The organism is Pseudomonas sp. MYb118 (assembly GCF_040947875.1).
GTDB lineage: Bacteria > Pseudomonadota > Gammaproteobacteria > Pseudomonadales > Pseudomonadaceae > Aquipseudomonas.
The window spans coordinates 130,400-152,805 of sequence record NZ_JBFRXN010000004.1 but is presented as its reverse complement, the minus strand read 5'-3'; the positions used below and the strand labels follow the sequence as shown (position 1 = coordinate 152,805).

The following is a 22,406-nucleotide window of genomic DNA, read 5'->3' as shown; positions in this document are numbered from 1 at the left end:
CTTTTTTTAGGCGCTTGTAAAAAAAGTGAGTCGCCGTAAGGGCGAAACCATAAGCGGCCGTTACCGCAGGAACGGATATGTACGCCGTCAGGCCGCCATCGCGAGCAAGCTCGCTCCTACAGAGGCCCCAAAATGACCCGATGTATAGCGGAACCATAAGCGGTTGTTACCGCAGCAATGGATATGTCCCCAAATCAAAACCCAATCAAACCTGACAAAAACTTCACCCACCCACCTGAACTCTCCCCTCCCCCCATCAGTCAGCAGAATAAGCCCTAACCCCAAGGCGCCAGCCTTCATGCACATCTCATTGAACAAACAGGTCGCCCTCATCACCGGCGCCAGCTCCGGCATCGGCTTGGGTGCCGCCAAGGCATTGGCCGCCGCCGGCGCCGCCGTGGTGATCAACTACAACACCCACGCAGAACCCGCCGAACAACTGGCCCAGGAAATCAACGCCCAAGGCGGCCGCGCCATCGCCATAGGCGCGGACGTATCACAGGAACAGGACGTCGAACGCCTGTTCACACAAACTCTCGAAGCCTTCGGCACCCTGGACATCCTGGTGGCCAATTCCGGTCTGCAAAAAGACGCGCCGGCGGTGGACATGACCCTCGCCGACTGGAACCACGTGATCGGCGTCAACCTCACCGGCCAGTTCCTCTGCGCCCGCGCCGCCCTGCGCATCTTCAACCGCCAGGGCATCCGCGAAGGCGTGTCCCGGGCGGCCGGCAAGATCATCCACATGAGCTCGGTGCACCAGCGCATTCCGTGGGCCGGGCATGTCAATTACGCCGCGTCCAAGGGCGGCATCGACCAGTTGATGCAAACCCTCGCCCAGGAAGTCAGCCACCAGCGCATCCGCATCAACAGCATCGCGCCGGGGGCGATTGCCACGGCGATCAATCGTGATGTCACCGAAGGTGATACCACCCAACTGCTCAAGCTCATCCCCTACGGGCGGATCGGCGCGGTCGAGGACGTCGCCAACGCCGTGGTGTTTCTCGCCAGCGATGCCTCTGACTACATCGTCGGCACCACCCTGTTCATAGACGGCGGCATGAGCCTCTATCCGGAGTTTCGCGGCAATGGCTGATCATCACCAGGAACGACAAAGCGCCATCGACGCCCACGGCATCATTGGCGACATGCGCAGCGCGGCGCTAGTCAACGACAAGGGCAGCGTGGACTTTTTCTGCTGGCCGGAGTTCGACAGCCCGTCGATCTTCTGCTCGCTGCTGGACAGCCCCGACGCCGGGATTTTCCAGCTCTCGCCGGATCTGCCCGACGCCCGTCGCGAGCAGATCTACCTGCCCGACACCAACGTGCTGCAAACCCGCTGGCTCAGCGAACGGGCGGTGGTCGAAGTGACCGACCTGCTGCCCATCGGCGACAGCGAGGATGACCTGCCGGTGTTGATGCGCCGGGTCCGCGTGGTCAGCGGTTGCGCCACCTTTCATCTGCGCTGCGCGGTGCGCCACGACTACGCCCGCGCCCAAACCCGTGCACGCCTGGACGATCAGGACGTGGTGTTCGAGGCGGCGGATCAACCGGCGCTGCGCCTGGCCTCGGATCAGGCATTGCGCGTCGAAGGCGACGCCGCGTTGGCCGAGTTCACCCTGAAGCAGGATCAGACCGCACAGTTCCTGCTCGGCGGTGTCGACGACCCGCGCTTCAAGAAAGGCGCCGCCGATTTGTGCCTGGAGCGCACGCTGAAGTTCTGGCGCGACTGGACCGGCCAATCCAACTACCGTGGCCGCTGGCGGGAAATGGTCAACCGCTCGGCCCTGGCGCTGAAGTTGCTGACCTCGCGCAAACACGGGGCGATCGTCGCCGCCGCGACCTTCGGCCTGCCGGAAACCCCTGGCGGCGAGCGCAACTGGGACTATCGCTACACCTGGATCCGCGACGCCTCGTTCACCGTCTACGCGTTCATGCGTCTGGGGTTCGTCCAGGAAGCCAACGACTACATGCGCTGGTTGCGCGGGCGGGTCAGCGATTGCCATGGCAAGCCGATGAAAATCAACATCCTCTACGGCATTGACGGTCGCCAGGAACTGCCGGAGGTCACCCTCTCGCACCTTGCCGGCCACGGCGGCGCGCAACCGGTGCGCATCGGCAATGGCGCCTACGATCAGGTCCAGCTCGACATCTTTGGCGAGTTGATGGACGCGGTGTACCTGGTCAACAAATACGGTGACGCCATCTCCCATGAAGGCTGGAAGCACGCGGTGCATGTGGTCGATCAGGTGTGCGAGACCTGGCAGAACAAGGACGTCGGCATCTGGGAAATGCGCGGCGAGCAGCATCATTTCCTGCATTCGCGACTGATGTGCTGGGTGGCCGTGGACCGTGCCATCCGCCTGGCTTCCAAGCGTTCGCTGCCCGCACCCTTCGCCCGTTGGGACCAGACCCGCCAGGCGATCTACGCCGACATCTGGGACAACTTCTGGAATGAAGAGCGCGGGCATTTCGTCCAGCACATCGGCGGCACCGCCCTCGACGGTTCGATGCTGTTGATGCCTCTGGTGCGCTTCGTCAGCGCCAAGGACCCGCGCTGGCTATCGACGCTGCAGGCCATCGAAAAGACCCTGGTGCGCGACGGCATGGTCTATCGCTATCGCAACGACGACACCCGCATCGACGGCCTGGACGGCACCGAAGGCGCGTTCGCCGCCTGCTCGTTCTGGTACGTCGAGTGCCTGGCCCGCGCCGGCCAGGTGGAAAAGGCCCATCTGGAGTTCGAACAACTGCTGCGCTACGCCAACCCGCTGGGGTTGTATGCCGAGGAGTTCGACAGCCATGCCCGGCACCTGGGCAACACCCCGCAGGCGCTGACCCACCTGGCGCTGATCAGCGCGGCGGTGTTTCTGGATCGCAAGCTGGGTGGGGAGAAGAGTTTCTGGCAGCCTTGAGACCGTGTCGTCATCATCGCGAGCAAGCTCGCTCCTACAGGGATTTGTATACGCCGCAAAACCTGTAGGAGCGAGCTTGCTCGCGAAGGGGCCCCCAAGCCAAACACAACACCCACGCCCTACACCGACTAAACAAAACCACACACAAAACCCATTGCCCCCCACAAAAATCCCCGGTTGCCACCCGCCAAAACCCCACCTAACATCCCGCCAACGGGCACAGCGGAGCTGTGCAACACCCGCCGAATTCAAGGAAACCGAATGTCCCAACACATCCACCGCAGCATCGACACGCCCCTGCGCTCTGGGCTCAATCGCAGCCAGCTATGGGAGGGTCCCGACAAGGGCCTGATCAAATGCTGGGAAATCGGCCGCCAGCGCGCCGAACGCTTTCCCGAACTGGCCCAGCAATGCCTGGCCGGCGAGCTGCCGGTGCTGGGCTGGAAAGGCGGTGTCAGCCGCAGCCTGAAAAAGCTCGAAAAGTACGGTTCCCTCAAGTACCTCGCCCAGTGGCAAGGCTTGCGCGGCGAAGACCTGCAAGTCGACCTGGCGGCGGAACGCGCCCTGACCTGCTCGCGCACCGGGATGGTGGTGACGTTCACGCCCGAGCGGGCGAAGTATTTCAATCAGACATCAGATACGGAAAGCTGAGGAGAACAACATGGTTGATTTGCATCAGGAATTTCAAAACAGCGGTTTTTTTCACGAGGCACGAATAAACAGACGCTCAGCTGATGCACTTGTAGGTATCGCAGCTGGACTCGCTGCGGATGGCAAAATTAATCAACAAGAAGCCGAGTTTCTAAAAAGCTGGATGGAGACTCATCTATGCCATCTAGAAGATCCTGTCGTTAACATTCTCTACAAGCGTCTCGCCGATATGCTCAGCGACGGTTTTTTGGATTCCGACGAGTCCCGCGAGTTGCTGGGAATGCTTCACCAGTTCGCAGGATTACCAGTCGGCTCAAATCAAACCTTCACCGCGCCTTTTAGCCTCCCTTTAGACAACCCCGCCCCGCAATTGAATTGGACTGATCGGCTTTTTCTGTTCACCGGCGTAATGGCTTACGGTCCACGGAAAGAATGCGAATCGCTAGTTATCGAGCGTGGTGGATTGATTGGTGGATCTGTCAGCAAGAAGATCCATTATCTTGTCGTAGGCAGCATCGGCAATGAACAGTGGCTTCACAGCACTTATGGAACAAAGATCAAAAAAGCAGTTGAACTGAGGGAAAGTGGTGTTCCCATAGCAATCATCAGCGAAGAGTATTGGCAGAAAGTTCTCTTCGGATAACACCCTGACACACCGGCCAAAGCAGTGCTGACAGACTATTGAAGGCGCTATTGAATCGGTTGCGTGTCGACCGAAAACCGCTCCCGATACGCCTGCGGCGTCACGCCCATGGCGCGCAGGAAGCTGCGGCGCAGGGTTTCTTCGCTGCCGAACCCGCATTGCATGGCGAGTCGCTTGATCGGTACGCCGGTGTCGCTGAGCAGGCGACGGGCGGTTTCGACGCGGATCAGTTCGATGGCGCGCGCCGGGGTCTGGCCGGTGTCGGCGCGGTAGTGGCGCACGAAGCTGCGTTCGCTCATGCCGGCTTGCTGGGCCAGGGTGGGAATCCCCAAGTCAACGGTGAGATTTTCGCTGATCCAGGCGTGAAGCTCGTCGAACCGGCTGCCTTCCTTCTGCAATGACAGGGTCACGCTGAACTGCGACTGGCCGCCGGGGCGCTTGAGGAACACCACCAGTTGCTGGGCGACTTCCAGCGCCGTGGTGCGGCCCAGGTCGGCTTCGACCATGGCCAGCGCAAGGTCGATGCCGGCGGTAACTCCGGCCGAAGTCCACACCGGGCCATCGTTGATGAAGATCGGATTGGGCTCCACCGTCAGTTGCGGATGCTGTTGTGCCAGTTGCTCGCAGCGGGTCCAGTGCGTCACCACCCGCCGGCCATCGAGCCAGCCGCTGGCCGCCAGCAGGAACGCCCCGGTACAAACCGACGCCACCCGCCGGCAGCCGGCCGCATGCGCCTTGACCCACGCCACCAGCGCTTCGTTTTCCGACGCCGCATAAACGCCCCAGCCACCGGCGATGATCAGGGTGTCCCCGGCCTGTTCGGGCAAGGGTTCGGCCAGCAGCGCCAGCCCTGCCGACGACGTCACCGCCCCGCCACCGCTGGCGATCACCGTGGGTGCGTACGGCGCGGGCAAGCCTTTATGACGGGCAATGTCGTTGGCCGAGGCGAACACCTGCAAGGGCCCGGTGACATCGAGCAATTGCACGTTGGCGAAGGCGAGCACATGGATGATCCTGGGCATGATTGGCGTAATTCGAGGGTTGATTGGCGTATGCGCCAAATCCTACGAGTCTAAAGTGAAGTCGTCCACCCACTTCACGAGATACTCACCATGACGTTGCAGATCGGTTTTCTGTTGTTCCCGCAGGTTCAGCAACTGGACCTGACCGGCCCTTACGACGTGCTGGCCTCGCTGCCGGATGTGCAGGTGCACCTGATCTGGAAAGACCTGGTGCCGGTCACCGCCAGTACCGGCCTGGTGCTCAAGCCGACCACCACCTTCGATGACTGCCCGGCGCTGGATGTGATCTGCATCCCCGGTGGCAGCGGTGTCGGGCCGCTGATGGAGGATGAGGTGACGCTGGCGTTCATCAAGGCCCAGGCGGCGCAGGCGCGCTACGTGACGTCGGTGTGCACCGGTTCGCTGGTGCTCGGCGCGGCGGGTCTGCTCAAGGGCAAACGGGCGACCACGCATTGGGCCTATCATCAAATGCTGGCACCGTTGGGGGCTATCCCGGTGCAGGAGCGGGTGGTGCGCGATGGCAATCTGTTCACCGGTGGCGGGATTACCGCCGGCATCGACTTTGCGCTGACGCTGGCGGCGGAGCTGTTCGACGAGGACACGGCGCAATTGGTGCAGTTGCAGCTGGAGTACGCGCCGGCGCCGCCGTTCGATGCCGGCAGCCCACGGACGGCGCCTGCTGCGGTGCTGGAAGAGGCCAACCAGCGCACAGCGCAATCGCGCCAGCAAAGGGCGCAGATTACCGAGCGGGTGGCGGCGAGGTTGGGGATCTGACCCCATCATCTATATGACGACACCGCCCCCTGTAGGAGCGAGCATGCTCGCGATGGACACCAGAACACCGCGGGGTGTCAGGCCGCCAACGTCATCGTTGACGACCATCGCGAGCATGCTCGCTCCTACAGGATTAAATCAGTTCCAAAAGACCAAAAAAAACCCGCCAGAGGCGGGTTTTTCCCAAGACCATGTCGACTCCCTGTCGATAGCGAGTCCTTGCTGATGGCCGATCGTCCATGATCCTGAAGCACTCCCTGTGCTTCAGTTGATGTGGCTAGATTACGTTTCGGATCCAATCTGCAATAGACGACATCATTACCACCGCGTGTAAGACATTCGCCATAGCCGCCCTTCCGAAAACCCTTAGACCAGGCTTACTCTTCCTGACGCTCCCGGGCGCGGGTGTTGGTCTTGAGGAACTCTTCGATGTTGTTCATCTGCTCATCCCACCCGCGACTGTCCATGCGGAACGCCTTGAGGCGGCGTGTCTGGGGGATGTGATCGAAGCCGGACTCGGTCACCTTGAACAAGGTGCCGCCGTCCATGTCTTCCAGGTCGAAACGCACCAGCGTGGTGGGTTCCTGGGAATAGTCGACGTCCGGTTCCACGGCATACGGGTGCCAGCGGAAGGAAAACACCCGCTCGGGCTCGACCCGTTCCACCAGGACATTCCACAGCAGGTGCTCGTAGCCGGGATAAGTGATCTGCCCCTGGGTCCACTCGCCGGCGACGAAACGCTTGCCTTCCAGGGCGACGCCAAACCACTGCCCGAACGCCTCGGCGTTGGCCAGCACGCGCCAGACCTGCGAGCGCGGTGCCTTGAGCAGAATCTTCCTTTCGATGCGATCTGATGCTGGGTTCATAAATCACCTCCTTTACTGAACAGTAGGCCCGTCAGGCCCTTTGTCCAACCCTGAATGTGTTTCTCGATCCATTTGTCTGACCTATTCGGCCGCATATCCGGGGCAAAGTTCGCCTGCCGGGTTTCACATCCTGTCATTGTCGTTTCGCTACACTGCCCCGACGTTTCCCAACGAAGTGAGATTTTCCATGCCCCCTCGCCTGCTCCTGGCCCTGACGCCACTGCTGTTCACCCCCCTTGCCCACGCCCTCGACTGCGCCAACGCCAGCGACCAGGCGACGATGAACCAGTGCGCGGCGCAGGAGCACAAGGCGGCGGACAAGGAATTGAATGCGCTGTACCAGCAGATCACCGCGCGATTGAAGAGCAACCCCGACAGCAAGAAGCTGTTGGTCGGTGCGCAGCGGGCGTGGGTCGGGTTTCGCGATGCCGAGTGCAAGTTCGCGTCCTCGGCTGTGACAGGCGGGAGTGTTTATCCGTTGATCTACAGCAACTGCGTCACCGAGTTGACCAAGGCGCGGGTGGAGACCTTCAAGAATTACCTGAAATGCCAGGAGGGGGATTTGAGTTGTCCGGTGCCTGGGCAGTAGATTTTCAGTGTTTTTGAGGGCCCCATCGCGGGCAAGCCCGCTCCTACACGAACCTGTGGGAGCGGGCTTGCCCGCGATAGCGTCAGCCCAAACTCCACGATTTACCGGATAAACACCTGAGCCGTCGTAATCGCCATATCCCCCCCAGGCAACTTGATGCTCCCCACCTGTTTCAAACTGTCGGCATCAAAGATCGCCACATCGTTGAACGTCCCCGCCAGGTAGATCTTGCTGCCCTCCTTGTTGAAGGAAATGCAGTAGTAGGAGTGATCCAGCGTCGCCGCCTGGAGCATCTTTTTCTCCTTGATGTCGTACTTGGCCAAACGATTGAGCACGCCGAACATCAGGTTGGGGTCTTTCGGCGAACGCATGCCGCTGAAGTAGATTTCGGTCAGCGGGCCGAAGTCGGTGGTTTCGGTCTTGCCGGTCTTCAGGTCGACGCTGAACAGCCCGTACAGGTAGTCGGCGGTGGCCGGGTCCTGCTTCTTGTCCTTGAATTTCGCCGTGGTGTAGAGCAGCGAGAAGTCATGGCGCCAGGTCTGTTGGTTCCACACGTAGAGCACGTCCGGTGCGGCGTAGTTCGCCCGTTTCCAGTGGCGGCTGGGGATCAGCACGTCGAACTTGCCGGTTTTCACATCGACCTTGTAGATGTCCGCGCCGGCCACGTACAGCGTGCCGTCGTCACCGCTTTGCATGATGGTCAGCTGGCGCGGTGCCGGAAAGCTGCGCACGGGCTTGGCGTCCATGCCGGCGTCGGTGGCGTAGACGTCCAGGCGCGGTTGCTGCACTTCGTAGCGGTCGTTGAGCATCAGGGTCGGGTTGGCGATGGCGAACAGCTCCTTGCCGTCGTGGCTCAGGGTGAAGGCGAACATCGACTTGGCCTTCTCCCCCGGCTTCTGGGTGATGCTGGCGCGGAACACCTGCTTGCAACTGTCGAGTTCGACGCCGTAGATGTCCGCATAGTGGTTATTCAACACGTAGGCGGTCTTGCGGTCCGGTGATAACTGAATGGTGCCGGGGCCGAAGGCATCCGGCATCTTGCAGGTCTTGAACAGGCTGTCGGTCGCCAGGTCGATGACGTGCAGGTTGTTGGGGTAGTTGGTGGTCAACATGTACTCGTGACCCACTTGCAACACAGGGTTTTCATCGGCCAGGACGTTGAACGAATAGACGACGGCAAACGCGGCCAGGCCGCAGGCTTTGATGCTAGGCATGCTGGAATCCTTCTTCTCTGTCCGATCACTTGTCTTTGGGGAAGACAGTGCCAAGGTTGCGCCAGTTGTCGTTGGACGCCTGGGCATCCTTGTTCCAGTCCGGGTAGGTGCTCATCATGTCGGGCACCTGGGCCGGCCACCAGCACGGGTCGGAGCAGCCATACAGGTCGGCCTCCATGGGCTGGCACAGCGACGACACACCGCCAAACGCGTCGATTTCCCAACCCGGGTCGGTGGTCGCGGCGCAACCGGCCACGGAACTCATGGCCACCACTTCTTCGATGCGGTTCTCGTCCGCGGCCTGATCCAGCTTCAACGCTTTGTTATTGATTGCCTTGAGATGTTTCATATCAGTGAGCCTTGCGCGGAGTGATGTAACTGCTGATGAACGCAGGGTTATTGGCCATGATCCGGGTGTAGACCTCGATGCCGAAGTCGACCCAGTCACGCATCAGTTCGCAGTAGTGATAGGTCGGGTGGGCCGGGTCGCCGTAGCGGGCGTAACTTTCGTGGTAGCAGCCGCCGGAGCACAGGTTGCGGATGTTGCAGTCGTTGCAACCGGTGTTGGTGCGGTCCAGGCGCTGTGACAGAAAGTCGTTCAACTCGACCTGCTTGACCCCTTCATGGACGTTGCCGAAGGTCGGCAGCGACGATCCGGTGAAGCGGTGGCACAGGTTCAGCTCGCCCTTGTGGTCCACCGCCAGCATCTTCAGGCCCGCGCCGCAAGGCAGGGCTTTCTTGTGGCCTTCGTGGATGTCGGTGATCAACTGGTGCAGGTTGGAGAAGCCGATGTTGCGGTGCTCCAGCGCCGCCTCCAGGTAACGCCGTCCGAGTTTCTTCATGTTGGCGAACACGTCCGCCAGTTCCTGGTTGGTCAGGTTGAAGCTGCTGATATCGCCGGAAGTCACCGGGGCGAACCCCACTTCGGCAAACCCCAGTTCGTTGAACAGGTGGTTCCAGATGGTCTCGACATCGGTGACGCCGGTGGTCAGCGTGACCCGCGCGCCGACCGGGCGGCTGTTGTAGCGTGACAGCAGCATCTCGGCCTTGCGCCGCACCACGTCATAGGTGCCCTGCCCGCCCACGGTGATGCGGTTGCGGTCGTGCACGGTCTTGGGCCCGTCGATGCTCACCGACAACCCGAAACGGTGGGCGTTGAGGTAGTCCACGGTTTCCTCGGTGAGCAGCGTGGCGTTGGTGGTCATGACGAACTCGACGAACTTGCCGGCCTCGCGGAAGCGTTTCTCGCAGTAATCGACCATGTACTCGATCAGCTTGCGATTGCTCAGCGGCTCGCCGCCGAAGAACACCACGGTGAAGCGCTCTTCGTCGGGGGACTCCTTGAGCAGCATTTCCACCGAGGCGATGGCGGTCTCGACGTCCATCTTCTTGCCGGCCGACGGCTTGTCCAGGTCTTCCTTGTAGCAGTAGGTGCAGCTCAGGTTGCAGCCGGTGTTGACGTTGAGCACCACGGTGTTGATGGCGGTGCGCTCGACCCGCTTGGTGGCGATGTCCGGGGTCAGCGGCGAGCCGTCGCTGACCAGTTCCAGGGCCATCAGCTCGCGCAGGGTCTCGGTGATTTCCTCGCCGTTGAAGCGCGTCGCCAGGCGCTGGATCAGCTCCTCCGACGAACAGCCCGGCCCGCGCAGGGAGTCGATGATGGTGCCCGTCAGTTCATCGCTGGCGAACAGCGAACTGCTGGGGATGTGAAACAGCATGCGATCGGCATCGACCTGCACTTCGTGCAGGTTGCGTTCGACCAGATTCAAGATAGCGCCCATGGCAAACCTCCTGTGCAAACCCCGCCTGGCGGGGCTGCGGTCATTCCGAAAAGTGTCTGTAACCGGGTCGGGCCAGCCTTACGGAATGGGTGGATTGTTCCAGCGTTGCACGGTCACGATCATGTGGGCCTCGCCGGTCAGGGACTTCCCTGCGTCGTCGACGGCGGCAATGACCTTGAGGTTGCCGGCATTGTTGGTGGACATCTTGCGTTGCGGGTTCGGCCCGGCATCGCCCGGCGTGAACACGCCCGCGTCGGCCTGCATGGTGCCGGCGAACTTGACGTCTTCGTCTTCCCTGGCGCGATCGTCGAAGGCTTCGACCTTCCATTGCGCCGGGAACACTCCGATGCGATACGGCTTGCCATCGGCGCCCTTGCCCCAGGCCTCGGCATCGAAACGCCCTTGGACCTTGGGCGTCGAACCACCGCCCTCGCCGATCCGCGCCACCGAGAATTCCGGCACCACCTTGACCTCGGCGATCTTGCTGTAGACCGACAGGCTCGGGCCCTTCAGCGTGCCGACGCTGACCGCGCGCAGGCCCGGCTGGGCGTTGGCGGCGGCCTTGAGCTTGACCTTGATCTGTTCGGGGGTCTGCGAGACGACCTCGAGCACTTCCACGCCCTTGCCGAAGTTCGGCTTGCCGGTAAGGCCACTGCCGATCAGGGTCACTTCGGTTTCGCTGCCGGCCTTGAGGTAACCCGGTTGCACCGCCAGCAAGCGGCTGCTGCCCTGCTTGGCGGCGACGAAGTCCAGGCCGCGCTCGTCATGCTCGGCTTCGAACATCCGCCCTTGCATCGCGTTGCCCTGGGCGGCGAACACCTGGCGCATGGTCACACCGTCGATGCTGACGTTGCCGCGCCATTCGTAGCCGGTGTAGAGGATCGCGCTGCCGTCGCCGTTGAACGGCGTGCCGTCGGCGTACTGGCCTTTGACACTGACCTTGAAGGTGTCATCGCCATCAGCGCTGACGCTCATCACCCCGGCCAGCTCGCCCTTGCCCGGCAAGTGCCCGCTGAAACTCCAGTCGCCCACCAGCGCCTCGGCTTTCGGCGCGCTGCTCAGCCATTTTTTCCAGGCCGGGTTGTCCAGCGCATAACGCTTGGCCAGCATCGGCACCATCTCCTTGCGGGCGATGTCGAACCAGTCGCGGTCACGGGCCAGGGCCTGGTATTCCAGCGACGGCCATTGGCCGAGGTGGAAGTTCACCAGGCGCTCCCATTCCTGGGCCGGCCGACGTTGCAGGGCGACCCGCGCACCGGAGTGGCAGCGGCCGCACATCTGGCTGGTTTTCTCGTCGAACTGCTCGATGGTGTTGAGCCGGCGCTCCATGGCGTAGCGCACGCCGTCGGTTTCGCTCGGCGCCAGGCCCTGGGTGTCGGCCAGGTATTTGACCAGGGTGCGACGGTCCTCATCGCTGATCTGCAGGCCGTGCATGGTCTGCATCCGCGCGATGCTCATCAGCCAGCCTTCCGGCGTCTTGCGCTGGTGACTGATGCGGCTCAGGGCGTTATCGGCTTCGGGGGTGTGACAGCCCTGGCAGGTTTCCTTGAGGATGCTCTGGGCGTCACGGGCGGCCAGGCTGGCCGGCGAATGCAGCGTTACACAGGCGGCCACGGCCAGCAGACTGACACTCAGGCCTGATCGGAGTTTTCTCTTCATCAACGTCGAACCTCGCACGGTGCTTTCTTATTTTTGTGGCTTATCGTTTTTATGGTTTCTGCCGTTGGCCTTGAGCGGCCAACGGAGGCAAGAGAAACGTCTGCGATGAGCAATACACGGAGCGTGCCAGCTTATGAATCTGTTTATTAATCAATGATTTGTGCTGAACAGGGTGGGTTTTGCCAGGGGCGACAGCGGTGTTGCCCGTTTTATTTCGCGACAGCCGTTGCAACCTGAGACAAGCATAGCCCCGCTCTCTTCCCCTGTAGGAGCGAGCTTGCTCGCGATGGACTAAAGAACAGCGCTGCGTGTCAGGCAGCCAGCGTCATCGTTGACGACCATCGCGAGCAAGCTCGCTCCTGACAGGGGGCGGTGTTGTCGTTGTCTCATGTCGTCGCAAATTGCGACGTCTGGCGATGACTTTACGATCGCGCAAACAACGGGAAAACCCGCCCGCTCGGGCTCCCGCCAGCAAAACCCACAACTGGCACACCCATTGCGAACGACCTCGGCACACGAACAAGACGAGGTTTCAACATGTCGCTTCCCAACCTGCTTCCTGCCACCACGGCTTTCATCCAGCGCGCCCCGCGCATGCTGATCGGTGGCGACTGGGTCGAGGCCGCCGATGGCCAGACCATGCCGTTGCACAACCCGGCCACCGGCGAGGTGCTGTGTGTGGTGCCACGGGCAACGCCAGAGGACGTCGATCGCGCGGTGCTCGCGGCCCGCCAGGCCTTCGATGATTCGGCCTGGACCCGCACCCGCCCGCGCGAGCGGCAGAACCTGTTGTGGAAACTCGCCGACCTGATGCAGCGCGACGCCGAACTGCTGGCCCAGCTCGAATGCCTGAACAACGGCAAGAGCGCAGCCGTAGCCCAGGTCATGGACGTGCAACTGGCCATCGACTTCCTGCGCTACATGGCCGGTTGGGCGACCAAGATCGAAGGCTCGACGGTGAATGTCTCGGCGCCGCTGATGCCAAACGAGCAGTTCCACAGTTTCATCCGCCGGGAAGCGGTGGGCGTGGTCGGCGCCATCGTCGCCTGGAACTTCCCGTTGCTGCTGGCCTGCTGGAAACTCGGCCCGGCCCTGGCCACTGGCTGCACCGTGGTGCTCAAGCCCGCCGACGAAACGCCGCTGACCGCACTGAAACTCGCCGAGCTGGTGCAGGAAGCCGGCTACCCCGAAGGCGTGTTCAACGTGGTCACCGGCACCGGCATCACTGCCGGCTCCGCCCTGACCCACAACCCGCTGGTGGACAAGCTGACCTTCACCGGCTCCACCGCCGTGGGCAAGCAGATCGGCAAGATCGCGATGGACTCGATGACCCGGGTCACCCTGGAACTGGGCGGCAAGTCGCCGACCATCGTCATGGCCGACGCCGACCTGGCCAGCGCCGCGGCCGGTGCGGCCAGCGCGATCTTCTTCAACCAGGGCCAGGTCTGCTGCGCAGGCTCGCGCCTGTATGTACAGCGCAAGCACTTCGACAACGTGGTGGCGGATATCGCCGGCATCGCCAATGCGATGAAGCTCGGCAACGGCCTGGACCCGAGCGTCGAGATGGGGCCGCTGATCTCGGCGCGCCAGCAGGAGCGGGTCTACGGCTACATCGAAAAAGGCCGTGAAAGCGGCGCGACCATCGCCTGTGGCGGCGAACAGTTCGGCCCGGGCTACTTCGTCAAACCGACGGTCATCGTCGACGTCGACCAGAAACACTCGCTGGTGCAGGAAGAAATCTTCGGCCCGGTGCTGGTGGCGATTCCGTTCGACGACGAGGCCGACGCCTTGCGCCTGGCCAACGACAGCCCGTATGGGCTCGGCGCGAGCATCTGGTCGAACGACCTGGCGGCGGTGCACCGGATGATTCCGCGAATCAAGTCAGGCTCGGTGTGGGTCAACTGCCACAGCGCACTGGACCCGGCGTTGCCGTTCGGTGGCTACAAGATGTCGGGGGTCGGGCGGGAGATGGGGCATGCGGCGATTGAGCATTACACGGAGTTGAAGTCGGTGTTGATCAAGTTGTAATTGCGGCGCCCTTCAGGCCGCCATCGCGGGCAAGCCCGCTCCTACAGAGGGTTCGCGTCTCTCACTGTAGGAGCGGGCTTGCCCGCGATGAGGCCAGACCTTCCAACACAAAACTCAGGGCTTATACCCCTGAGCCAACAACCACCCCCTCACCACCTTCCCCTGCTCCCCCGTCAACCCCGCCAGCACCTGCCCAATCGGCTCCCCCGCCAACCGCCTCAGCAACGGCGCCAGCTCCACCCCCTGTACATGCCAGATCCCCAGCGGCTGGTCCGCCGTGATTACCACCTCAGCCTCATCGACAAACCCTTCGCGCAATACCGGCGCACGCTCGATGCGCAGCGCAGCGAAATCCGCCTGGGCATGCGCCACCTCGGCATCCGGCCATTGCCGCCGGGCGTGCCAGAACGGCTGATCCTTCCAACGCTGTTCATCGGCATAAAAATCCCGGCCGATGCGCGCAAAGCGCAGGAACAACTGTTCCACCCGCTGCTGGTGAAAACGCCGGGCCAGGGCCGCCCGTTCCGGTTTGCGCAACAGCGTGTTGATCACCACCGGCGCCTGCAAGGCCGAGGACAACGACTGGAAAATCCCGTTGCCCGACAGCGGGTCCACCGCCATCGCCGCATCACCGACACGAATCCAATGGTCGCCACATACCTGCGGGCTCAAGATCGCCGTGCTGCTGCGCGCATGCAGTTGCAGATCGGCCTCGGTGCCGGCACCGAAAAACGCCCGCGCCAACGCCGAGCCCCGACGCCGCTGGCTACAGTAGTCGAGCAACTGCGCCTTGCCCGGCAGTTGCGCGCTGGCCACGTCCACCGTCCATTGCCAGTAGCACTGACCGTCCGCGCGCCGCGCCATCCACGCCCAGCCGTCTTCAAGGCTCTCCACGGCGCTGGCGGTCTCGCCCGTCGTGCCTTGCCAGCGGTTGAGCAGGCTGACCGTCTCCGGCCCGCGCAGCCCCTTGCCCAGTGTTTTGTGCGAGGCCGGCGCCTGACGCCCGCGAGCTTCCACCAGGAACTCGCAGGCGAGTACGCCATGCCCCTCAATCTCGATCCGCGACCCGGTGGCCAACGGCTGCACGCCCAGCACGCGGCCCTCGATCAGTTCAACGCCGGCCAGGCGCAGGTCTTCACGCAGGCCACGGTCGAATGCCGGGCGATCCAGTAGATACTCGATATTTTGTGCATGCTGCTGTCCATTCCACGACACCTGACGCTGGGACGGCAACGTCGCTTCAGCCAAGGCATGCTGCAGGCCGGCGCCGCGCAAGGCTTCCAGCACCCGCACGGACACGCCTTCCAGCGCGGCGAACCGGCGCCACTCGCACACGACCGTGACGTCGTAGCCCAGCCGACGCAAACCCAGGGCTACCGCCGCCCCCGCCGGGCCTGCGCCAAGAATCGCGATCATGGCCCGACACGCCGTTCAGGGCCGCGATAACGGGCATTGTCGCGCAGCCAGTCGATGATCTGTGGATTGCTCGCCTCGGGGTGCGCCTGTAAAAAAGCAGCGATGTGCCCGCTCAACGCCGCACAACCCAGGCTCGCCCCGGATTGCCCCGGATAAGTGCCACGCACACACGCGGCAAAATCCGCCTGGGCGCTGTCCAGCCACGACCACTCCTGCTCGGCGCAGCGCGCATCCCCGGTGACCCGCAGCACCTGTGGATAACTGGCCGGGTACACCGCCTCGCCCTGGGCCGGGCTGGAAGCACACAGCAACACGCCCCGCTCCACCGCCGCCGCGCACGCCTGGCGCAGCAGGGGGCGGTCCTGGCGCAGGCCTAAGCTCAAGTTGATCAACCGCACATCCTGCGCCACCAGCCATTCGATGGCGGTGGCGATCTGCAAGGCGCTGGTGACGCCGCGCTGGTCGAACACCTGGGCCACGCAGAACAGCGCCGCCGGGGCTCGCCGGCTGATCGCCTCGACCACCGCACTGCCGTGGCCGAGGGCGTCGTCGTGCAGGTCATCTTCCAACAGGCGGTCTTCAAGCAACGAGAACCGCCGTCCGGCGACCACCTGTACGCGCTGCGCCGCCGAATGCCCGCTGTCGACCACGCCGATTCGCAGTTCAGGCTTCATGGGCCACCGTTTTTGCCGTGAGCACGCCGTCGACCAGTTCGAAGCGCAGGTCGGCGTCGGCCAGGGTGGAAGGACGATGACTGATGAGGATCCGCGTACGCCCGGCGAACAGGCGGTCGATGGCCTCGATCACTTCGCGCTCGGTGGTTTCGTCCACCGCCGAGGTCGCTTCGTCCAGCACCAGGATCATCGGGTCCTGCAACAGCGCCCGGGCAATCGCGATGCGCTGTTTCTGCCCGCCGGACAACTGCTGGCCACGCTCGCCCAACGGGCTGTCGAGGCCTTCGGGCAGGGAGGCGATCAGGCTGTCGAGTTGCGCCAGGCGCGCGACTTCGGCAATCGCCTCGCGACTGGCGTCGGGCACCACATAGGCGAGGTTGTCGGCCAGGCTGCCGCGAAACAGCACGATGTCCTGGCTGACCACGGCGATCCGCCTGCGCAATTGCATCAGGTCCAGTTCGCGCACATCGACCTCGCCCACCAGCACCCGCCCGGCCTGCGGGTCATGATGGCGTTGCAGCAGGTCGATCAGCGTCGACTTGCCCACCCCGGAGCCGCCGCTCAGGGCCACTTTCAAACCATAGGGAATCTGCGCCTGGATACCGCGCAGGGTCGCCGCCCGACCGGGATGGCTGAAGTGCACGTCATCGAAACGCAAATCGCCGCACGCCGGCATCGGCTGGGGTTCGACCGGGCTCAGCACGGTGGGCTGTTCACCGCGCAACTCCATCACCCGACCGAGACTGACGGTCATGCGCTGGATCGCCACGTACAGGCCGAGCAGGCTCTGCACCGGCCCGACCGCCATGCCCAGGTAAGTCGAAAACGCGATCAGCGCGCCCAGTTGCCAGGTGCCCTGCACCACCCAGTAACCGCCGATCAGGAAGGCGCAGGCCCGCGACAGCGAGGTGAGCGTGCCCGGCACGGCCTGGGTGAAAAACTCGGTGACCTGCAAGCGCAACAACTGGCTCATGTAGCCCTGGTCCAGCGACTCCAGCCGCCGCGACTCGCGCTGTTGCTGCCCGGCCGACTGGATGAACTTCATCACCGGCAGGGTCTCGACCATGAACGACGACATGTCCGCCGAGCGCTCGCGCAACTGCCGCACGTCACGCTCGACCTTGCGCCGCATCCAGCGCAGCCACAAGACGTCGAGGGGAATCAGCACCAGGGCAATCAGCGACAGCTGCCACGACAGCGTCACCAGCATCGCCAGGGCCACCACCAGGCCGATCACGCTGGACACCGCCGAGAACAGCGAGTCCACGGCAAAGCGCTGGATCTCCGCGACGTCGCCATCCAGGCGCGACATCAGGTCACCGATACGCCGCTGCCCGTAGAAACCAGGCGACAGGGTTTGCAGGTGCCGATAGAGGTCATCACGCAGGGCGAACAGAATCCGCCCGGACAGCCGCGTGTGCAGGTAACGATTGATCCCCGAGAGTACCGTGCCAAGCAGCCCGGCAACGATCATCAACACGGCGATCAACACCAGCATGGGGAAATTGCGGGCCAGCAGGCCATCGTCGATCAACAGCTTGGTCAGCCAGGGTTGCACCAGCACCAGCGCCGATGCACAGACCGACAGGCCGAGCAGCCCGGCGATGGCCAGGCGCTGCGGTTTGACGAAGCCGTACAGCCAACGCAGCGCCGCTTGCAGGGCTTGGGGGTTGTGGCTGTCGACCAGCCGAGCGATCCACATCACGAACGCAACTGTTTGAGCTTGCGATACAGGGTCGCGCGACTGATGCCCAAGGCGTCGGCGGCGGCCGAGACGTTGCCCTGATGGTTGTCCAGGGACTGGCGAATCATCTCCAGCTCGTTCTCGCGGATGCTGCCCGACGCTGGGCGCTCGCTGGCGGTCAGTTCGTCGAGCATGCTGTCGGGCAGGTGATCGAGGGTCAGCACCGTCTCGCCCGGCTCGCGCATGGCCAGAGCGGTGCGCAGGACCATTTCCAGTTGGCGAATGTTGCCCGGCCAGTGATAACCGGCGAGCAGCCGATCAAGGTCGTCGTGCAGGACCACGCTCGGGGCATCGAGCCGGGTCAGCAGACGGGCGACCAGCGCGCTGAAATCGTCGCGCTCGCGTAACGCCGGGAGCATCACGCTGATGCCGTTGACGCGGTAGAACAGGTCTTCGCGAAACTGTTTGTCTTCGACCAGGCGCTTGAGGTCGCGATGGGTGGCGCAAATCAGGGCGACGTCGATGTCCTGCTCTTCGCCGGCCCCCAGTGGCGCCACCTTGCGGTCCTGCAACACGCGCAGCAGGCGCGCCTGCAAGGCCAGCGGCATGTCGCCGATTTCATCGAGGAACAAGGTGCCGCCGTGGGCCTGTTGCAGGCGACCGACCATACCGCCACGGCGCGAACCGGTGAACGCGCCCTCGCGGTAACCGAACAGTTCCGACTCGATCAGACCTTCCGGGATCGCCGCGCAGTTCACCGCGACGAAGGGCTTGTCGGCGCGGCTGCCGGCCATGTGCAGGGCGCGGGCAATGACTTCCTTGCCGGTGCCGGTTTCACCGAGCAGCAACACCGGCAGCTCGTTGGCCAGCCCCTGGCGCGCCATGCGCAAGGCGCGGGCGTAACGGCTATTGCTGCCGGCCAGGGACTCCAGGTCCGGGACAGGTTTGGCGGTTTTAGCGCTGCTGCGCGGCGCCGGCATGCTGACATTGAGGGAACGCTGGGGCGCGCGCAGGGTTTTGTAGAAGAACTCGCCCTTGGCGGTCTGCAGGCTGCCGCTACCGCCCTGGTGCAGGCGCGAGAGCAATTGCAAGCCATCGACGCCGAGAAACTCTTCGCAACGCTTTCCGACCAGTGCCGAACGTTCGGCGCGCAACAACTGGCAGGCCTGGGCGCTGACCGCGAGGATCTGCCCGCCGAGGCTCACGGCCAACAGCCCTTGCCAGGGCGACTCGAGGTACTGCCGACGGCTGTGGAAGGCCAGCACGATCTGGTCCGGGAAGCTGGCGTTGAACACCCGGCTCTCGATCTGGCTGACGGCCATGGCCAGCAGCGCGGTGCTGTCGTGAACACGGCCGAGCGGGCCTTCGCGGGTCAGGTCGAGGACGCCGAGGATGTCGCCTTGCGGGCAATGGATCGGCACCGAGGTGCAGGAAAAATCGGTGAGGCGGTCCAGGTAGTGTTCGCCGCAGTCGATCAGGGTCGGCCGCGCTTCCACGAGGGCGGTGCCCAGCGCATTGGTGCCGCGAGCGGCCTCGCTCCAGCAGGCGCCCAGGGTGATGTCCTGCAGGCCACTGCCCTTGAGCCGATCGGCACGGCCTTCGACGGCCAGGATGGTCGCATCGGAATTGGCCAGGATGATCAGCCCTTCCTTGCCCTGGCGTTCGGCCAGGTAATCGATGGCGGGCAGTGCCGCGTCGATCAGCAGGCGGTTGTTGTTCAACAACACATCGAGGCTCGCGCTCGATTCCAGCGCCAGTTCATGCTTGCTGTTGAAATGCACGCCATGGCTGAGGCTGCGTCGCCACGAAGCATCAATCTCTGCCCGCAGCACGCCGTCGGGGACTTCGCCTTCCAGGTGAAGTTTTTCCCGTGCCAGTCGGGCTTCGCGATGCAGTTTGGGGGAGTTTGTTTTTATCAGCGTCATCAAGCGCTCCGGGTCGTCCGCCCTGCGCCTTCAAACATCAGGCGCCCTGAAGCATCTTTACGTTAACGTCAGGGCGATGGCAAGTGCCTTACGGCGCTTGTGGTTCTGCTGGTGGACCGCGTTATCGTTCATCGCGAGCAGGCTCGCTCCCACATTGGATCTTCAGTGAGACCACTATTGTGTGTACACAGATGCCCCCTGTGGGAGCGAGCCTGCTCGCGATGAGGCCCTGTCAGGCGCTAAAGCCCCCCCCAGATCAAACATGCGGATCCCCAGGCACCTTGCTCGGCGTCGCATACTGCGGCTTGAGATGCCCATCCTGATCGAGCAACCAGGCATCCATGATCTGCCGCACCACGGGGCCGGCGACTCGGCCGCCGGCCTCGCCGTTCTCGATCATCACCGAAATCACGATCTTGGGGTGCTCGGCCGGGGCGAAACCGACGAACAAGGCGTTGTCGCGGTGGCGCTCCAGGGTCTTCTCGCGGTTGTAGCGCTCGCCTTGCTTGATCGCCACCACCTGCGCCGTACCACTCTTGCCGGCGATGCGGTACTGCGCGCCCTGCGCCGCTGCCCGGGCGATGCCGCGGGCGTCGTGCATGACCATCTGCATGCCGTGGTTGACCTGCTCCCAGTCGCGCGGGTCCTTGAGCAGGATGTTGGGCATCGGGTGCTCATCCACCGGGGCCACGCCGTCCACGGTCTTGGCCAGGCGCGGACGATTCCACACGCCCTTGTTGGCAATCAGCGCGGTGGCCTGGGCGAGTTGCAGCGGGGTGACCTGCATGTAGCCCTGGCCGATGCCGAGGATCACCGTTTCACCGGGGAACCAGGCCTGACGGCGCGTGGCCCGTTTCCAGGCCTGGGACGGCATCAGGCCGGCGGACTCTTCGTTCATGTCCAGCGAGACTTTCTCACCGAGGCCAAACATCGCCATGTAGTCGTGCAGGCGGTCGATACCCAGCTTGTGCGCCAGGTCGTAGAAGTAGGTGTCGTTGGAACGCATGATCGCCGCGTCCATGTCCACCCAGCCATCGCCGCTGTGGTTCCAGTTGCGGTATTTGTGATCGTAGTCCGGGAGCTGGTAGTAACCGGGGTCGAAGACCCGGGTCTGCGGCGTGACCACGCCCGCATCCAGGCCCGCGATCGCCACTTCCGGCTTGATCGTCGAACCGGGCGCGTAGAGGCCGCGCAGCACACGGTTGAACAGCGGACGGTCGATGGAGTCATGCAGCGCCGCATACTCCTTGAAACTGATACCGGTGACGAACAGGTTGGGGTCGAAGCTGGGCTTGCTGACCATGGCCAGCACTTCGCCGGTCGACGGGTCGAGGGCGACCACCGAGCCGCGGCGATCACCCAGGGCTTGTTCCGCCGCCTCCTGGAGCTTGACGTCCAGGCTCAGGACGATGTTTTTGCCAGGCACCGGGTCGGTGTGCTTGAGCACCCGCAGCACCCGGCCCTGGGCATTGGTCTCCACCTCTTCGTAGCCGACATGGCCGTGCAGCTCTGACTCGTAGAACTTCTCGATACCGGTCTTGCCGATGGACTGGGTGCCACGGTACTCGACCGAGTCCAGCGTCTTGGCTTCCTTTTCGTTGATACGCCCGACGTAGCCGATCGAATGGGCGAAGTGTTCGGCCAGCGGGTAATGGCGGATGAATTGTGGCTCGACATCAATCCCCGGCAGGCGGAACTCGTTGACGGCCAGCACGGCGATCTGTTCTTCGCCCAGCTCATAAAACAGGGTGACGGGCACAAACGGGTGGCGCCCCTGCTTCATCGCCTTATCGAACAGCGCACGGTCTTCGGCCGACAAGTGCAGGAGGTTCGCGACCTCGTCCAGCTCGGCCTTGACGTCGGTGGCACGCTCGCGGGTGATGGTCAGGTTGAAGCTGGGCCGGTTATCGGCCAGGACTACGCCGTTGCGGTCGTAGATCAGGCCCCTGGTCGGGGTGATGGGCAGGACGTGAACACGATTGTTCTCGGAGATCGTCGAGTGATAGTCGAACTCCATCACTTGCAGCACATACATGCGTGCTACCAGTGTGCACATGATGGCGACAACGAACAGCGCGCAGGCTATCAACCGCTTGTTGACCAGGCGCGTCTCTTTTTCGTGGTCCTTGATGGGTATGGGTTCGGGCATTTCTACAGCGGCTCTTTGACTGGCAATGAAGCGCCGATCCCTGGGCTGGAAATTCGTCCGTGAAAAAAAGGACGTGCACCATACCAAAAACCAGGGACATGTTTTATGACGATTCCGTCAGGCAGAATTTTTTCGCGGCAAAAACAAAACCCCAACTGCTTTCGCAATTGGGGTTTCGGAATTTAATCTTGACGATGACCTACTCTCACATGGGGAAACCCCACACTACCATCGGCGATGCATCGTTTCACTGCTGAGTTCGGGATGGGATCAGGTGGTTCCAATGCTCTATGGTCGTCAAGAAATTCTTGAGCTGACGTGTCTTTCGACATTCCAGCGAATCGGGTATGTGACTGGTGTTTTGTGAGTTGCAAACTTTCGGTTTGTTTCGTCTTCACAACACCGCAATCTGGCCA

18 protein-coding genes and 1 rRNA gene are annotated in these 22,406 nt (G+C 63.0%); 7 read left to right on the top strand and 12 right to left on the bottom strand.

Annotated elements, in window-relative coordinates; genetic code table 11:
• The first annotated feature begins 298 nt into the window (after positions 1 to 298).
• The 4 genes from ABVN20_RS26940 to ABVN20_RS26925 all read left to right on the top strand — a co-directional run bounded on the left by ABVN20_RS26940 (position 299) and on the right by ABVN20_RS26925 (position 4,209).
• Positions 299 to 1,096 carry a glucose 1-dehydrogenase gene (locus tag ABVN20_RS26940; RefSeq protein ID WP_368558838.1) on the top strand — a complete coding sequence of 266 codons (798 nt, stop codon included), beginning with the start codon at positions 299 to 301 and terminating at the stop codon, positions 1,094 to 1,096.
• On the top strand, positions 1,089 to 2,915 hold the full coding sequence (locus ABVN20_RS26935) for a glycoside hydrolase family 15 protein (RefSeq protein ID WP_368558837.1): 1,827 nt from the start codon (positions 1,089 to 1,091) through the stop codon (positions 2,913 to 2,915). Before ABVN20_RS26940 ends, ABVN20_RS26935 begins: the two co-directional genes overlap by 8 nt.
• 261 nt (positions 2,916 to 3,176) lie before the next feature.
• Complete coding sequence (locus ABVN20_RS26930) at positions 3,177 to 3,566, top strand: hypothetical protein (protein ID WP_368558836.1); 390 nt, start codon at positions 3,177 to 3,179, stop codon at positions 3,564 to 3,566.
• A 10-nt stretch (positions 3,567 to 3,576) separates the two neighbouring features.
• Positions 3,577 to 4,209 (top strand): BRCT domain-containing protein, encoded by a 633-nt coding sequence (locus ABVN20_RS26925; RefSeq protein WP_368558835.1) that lies wholly within the window; start codon positions 3,577 to 3,579, stop codon positions 4,207 to 4,209.
• Between the two features lie 47 nt (positions 4,210 to 4,256).
• Here ABVN20_RS26925 and ABVN20_RS26920 read toward each other — a convergent pair whose 3' ends face one another.
• Positions 4,257 to 5,231: a GlxA family transcriptional regulator gene (locus ABVN20_RS26920; RefSeq protein ID WP_368558834.1), complete on the bottom strand. Its 975-nt coding sequence runs from the start codon at positions 5,229 to 5,231 to the stop codon at positions 4,257 to 4,259.
• Positions 5,232 to 5,321: 90 nt separating this feature from the next.
• On the opposite strand from ABVN20_RS26920, the gene inhA reads away from it, so the two are divergent.
• Positions 5,322 to 6,005, top strand: a complete 684-nt coding sequence (gene inhA, locus ABVN20_RS26915) for an isonitrile hydratase (protein WP_368558833.1) — start codon at positions 5,322 to 5,324, stop codon at positions 6,003 to 6,005.
• A 377-nt stretch (positions 6,006 to 6,382) separates the two neighbouring features.
• Here the strand turns inward: inhA and ABVN20_RS26910 are convergent, their stop codons facing one another.
• A complete protein-coding gene (locus ABVN20_RS26910) occupies positions 6,383 to 6,871 on the bottom strand; it encodes an SRPBCC family protein (RefSeq protein ID WP_368558832.1) in 489 nt (162 codons plus the stop codon).
• A gap of 187 nt (positions 6,872 to 7,058) precedes the next feature.
• On the opposite strand from ABVN20_RS26910, the gene ABVN20_RS26905 reads away from it, so the two are divergent.
• Positions 7,059 to 7,460: a lysozyme inhibitor LprI family protein gene (locus ABVN20_RS26905; RefSeq protein WP_368558831.1), complete on the top strand. Its 402-nt coding sequence runs from the start codon at positions 7,059 to 7,061 to the stop codon at positions 7,458 to 7,460.
• A 101-nt stretch (positions 7,461 to 7,561) separates the two neighbouring features.
• Here ABVN20_RS26905 and peaD read toward each other — a convergent pair whose 3' ends face one another.
• The 4 genes from peaD to peaA form a co-directional block, all read right to left on the bottom strand.
• Positions 7,562 to 8,674, bottom strand: coding sequence for a quinohemoprotein amine dehydrogenase subunit beta (peaD, locus tag ABVN20_RS26900; RefSeq protein WP_368558830.1), 1,113 nt, complete (start codon positions 8,672 to 8,674; stop codon positions 7,562 to 7,564).
• 25 nt (positions 8,675 to 8,699) lie between these two features.
• Complete coding sequence (gene qhpC / locus ABVN20_RS26895) at positions 8,700 to 9,023, bottom strand: quinohemoprotein amine dehydrogenase subunit gamma (protein WP_368558829.1); 324 nt, start codon at positions 9,021 to 9,023, stop codon at positions 8,700 to 8,702.
• A gap of 1 nt (position 9,024) precedes the next feature.
• Positions 9,025 to 10,455: a quinohemoprotein amine dehydrogenase maturation protein gene (gene peaB / locus ABVN20_RS26890; RefSeq protein ID WP_368558828.1), complete on the bottom strand. Its 1,431-nt coding sequence runs from the start codon at positions 10,453 to 10,455 to the stop codon at positions 9,025 to 9,027.
• A 78-nt stretch (positions 10,456 to 10,533) separates the two neighbouring features.
• A complete protein-coding gene (gene peaA / locus ABVN20_RS26885; protein WP_368558827.1) occupies positions 10,534 to 12,114 on the bottom strand; it encodes a quinohemoprotein amine dehydrogenase subunit alpha in 1,581 nt (526 codons plus the stop codon).
• Between the two features lie 537 nt (positions 12,115 to 12,651).
• Here peaA and ABVN20_RS26880 point away from each other — a divergent pair.
• Entirely contained in the window at positions 12,652 to 14,142 is a 1,491-nt protein-coding gene (locus tag ABVN20_RS26880) for an aldehyde dehydrogenase (protein ID WP_368558826.1), read from the top strand.
• Positions 14,143 to 14,256: 114 nt separating this feature from the next.
• On the opposite strand, the gene ABVN20_RS26875 is transcribed toward ABVN20_RS26880, so the two are convergent.
• The 6 genes from ABVN20_RS26875 to rrf all read right to left on the bottom strand — a co-directional run bounded on the left by ABVN20_RS26875 (position 14,257) and on the right by rrf (position 22,292).
• Positions 14,257 to 15,558 (bottom strand): FAD-dependent monooxygenase, encoded by a 1,302-nt coding sequence (locus ABVN20_RS26875; RefSeq protein ID WP_368558825.1) that lies wholly within the window; start codon positions 15,556 to 15,558, stop codon positions 14,257 to 14,259.
• Positions 15,555 to 16,232, bottom strand: a complete 678-nt coding sequence (locus ABVN20_RS26870; protein ID WP_368558824.1) for a S8 family serine peptidase — start codon at positions 16,230 to 16,232, stop codon at positions 15,555 to 15,557. The genes ABVN20_RS26875 and ABVN20_RS26870 overlap by 4 nt, the downstream gene beginning before the upstream one ends.
• Positions 16,222 to 17,934 (bottom strand): ABC transporter ATP-binding protein, encoded by a 1,713-nt coding sequence (locus ABVN20_RS26865; RefSeq protein ID WP_368559409.1) that lies wholly within the window; start codon positions 17,932 to 17,934, stop codon positions 16,222 to 16,224. The genes ABVN20_RS26870 and ABVN20_RS26865 overlap by 11 nt, the downstream gene beginning before the upstream one ends.
• The gene (locus tag ABVN20_RS26860) at positions 17,934 to 19,841 is read right to left on the bottom strand and encodes a sigma-54-dependent Fis family transcriptional regulator (protein ID WP_368558823.1); all 1,908 of its coding nucleotides are present in this window, start codon (positions 19,839 to 19,841) and stop codon (positions 17,934 to 17,936) included. Before ABVN20_RS26860 ends, ABVN20_RS26865 begins: the two co-directional genes overlap by 1 nt.
• A 256-nt stretch (positions 19,842 to 20,097) precedes the next feature.
• Entirely contained in the window at positions 20,098 to 21,990 is a 1,893-nt protein-coding gene (mrdA, locus tag ABVN20_RS26855) for a penicillin-binding protein 2 (RefSeq protein WP_368558822.1), read from the bottom strand.
• 186 nt (positions 21,991 to 22,176) lie between these two features.
• Positions 22,177 to 22,292 (bottom strand): 5S ribosomal RNA (gene rrf, locus ABVN20_RS26850).
• Between the last annotated feature and the right edge of the window lie 114 nt (positions 22,293 to 22,406).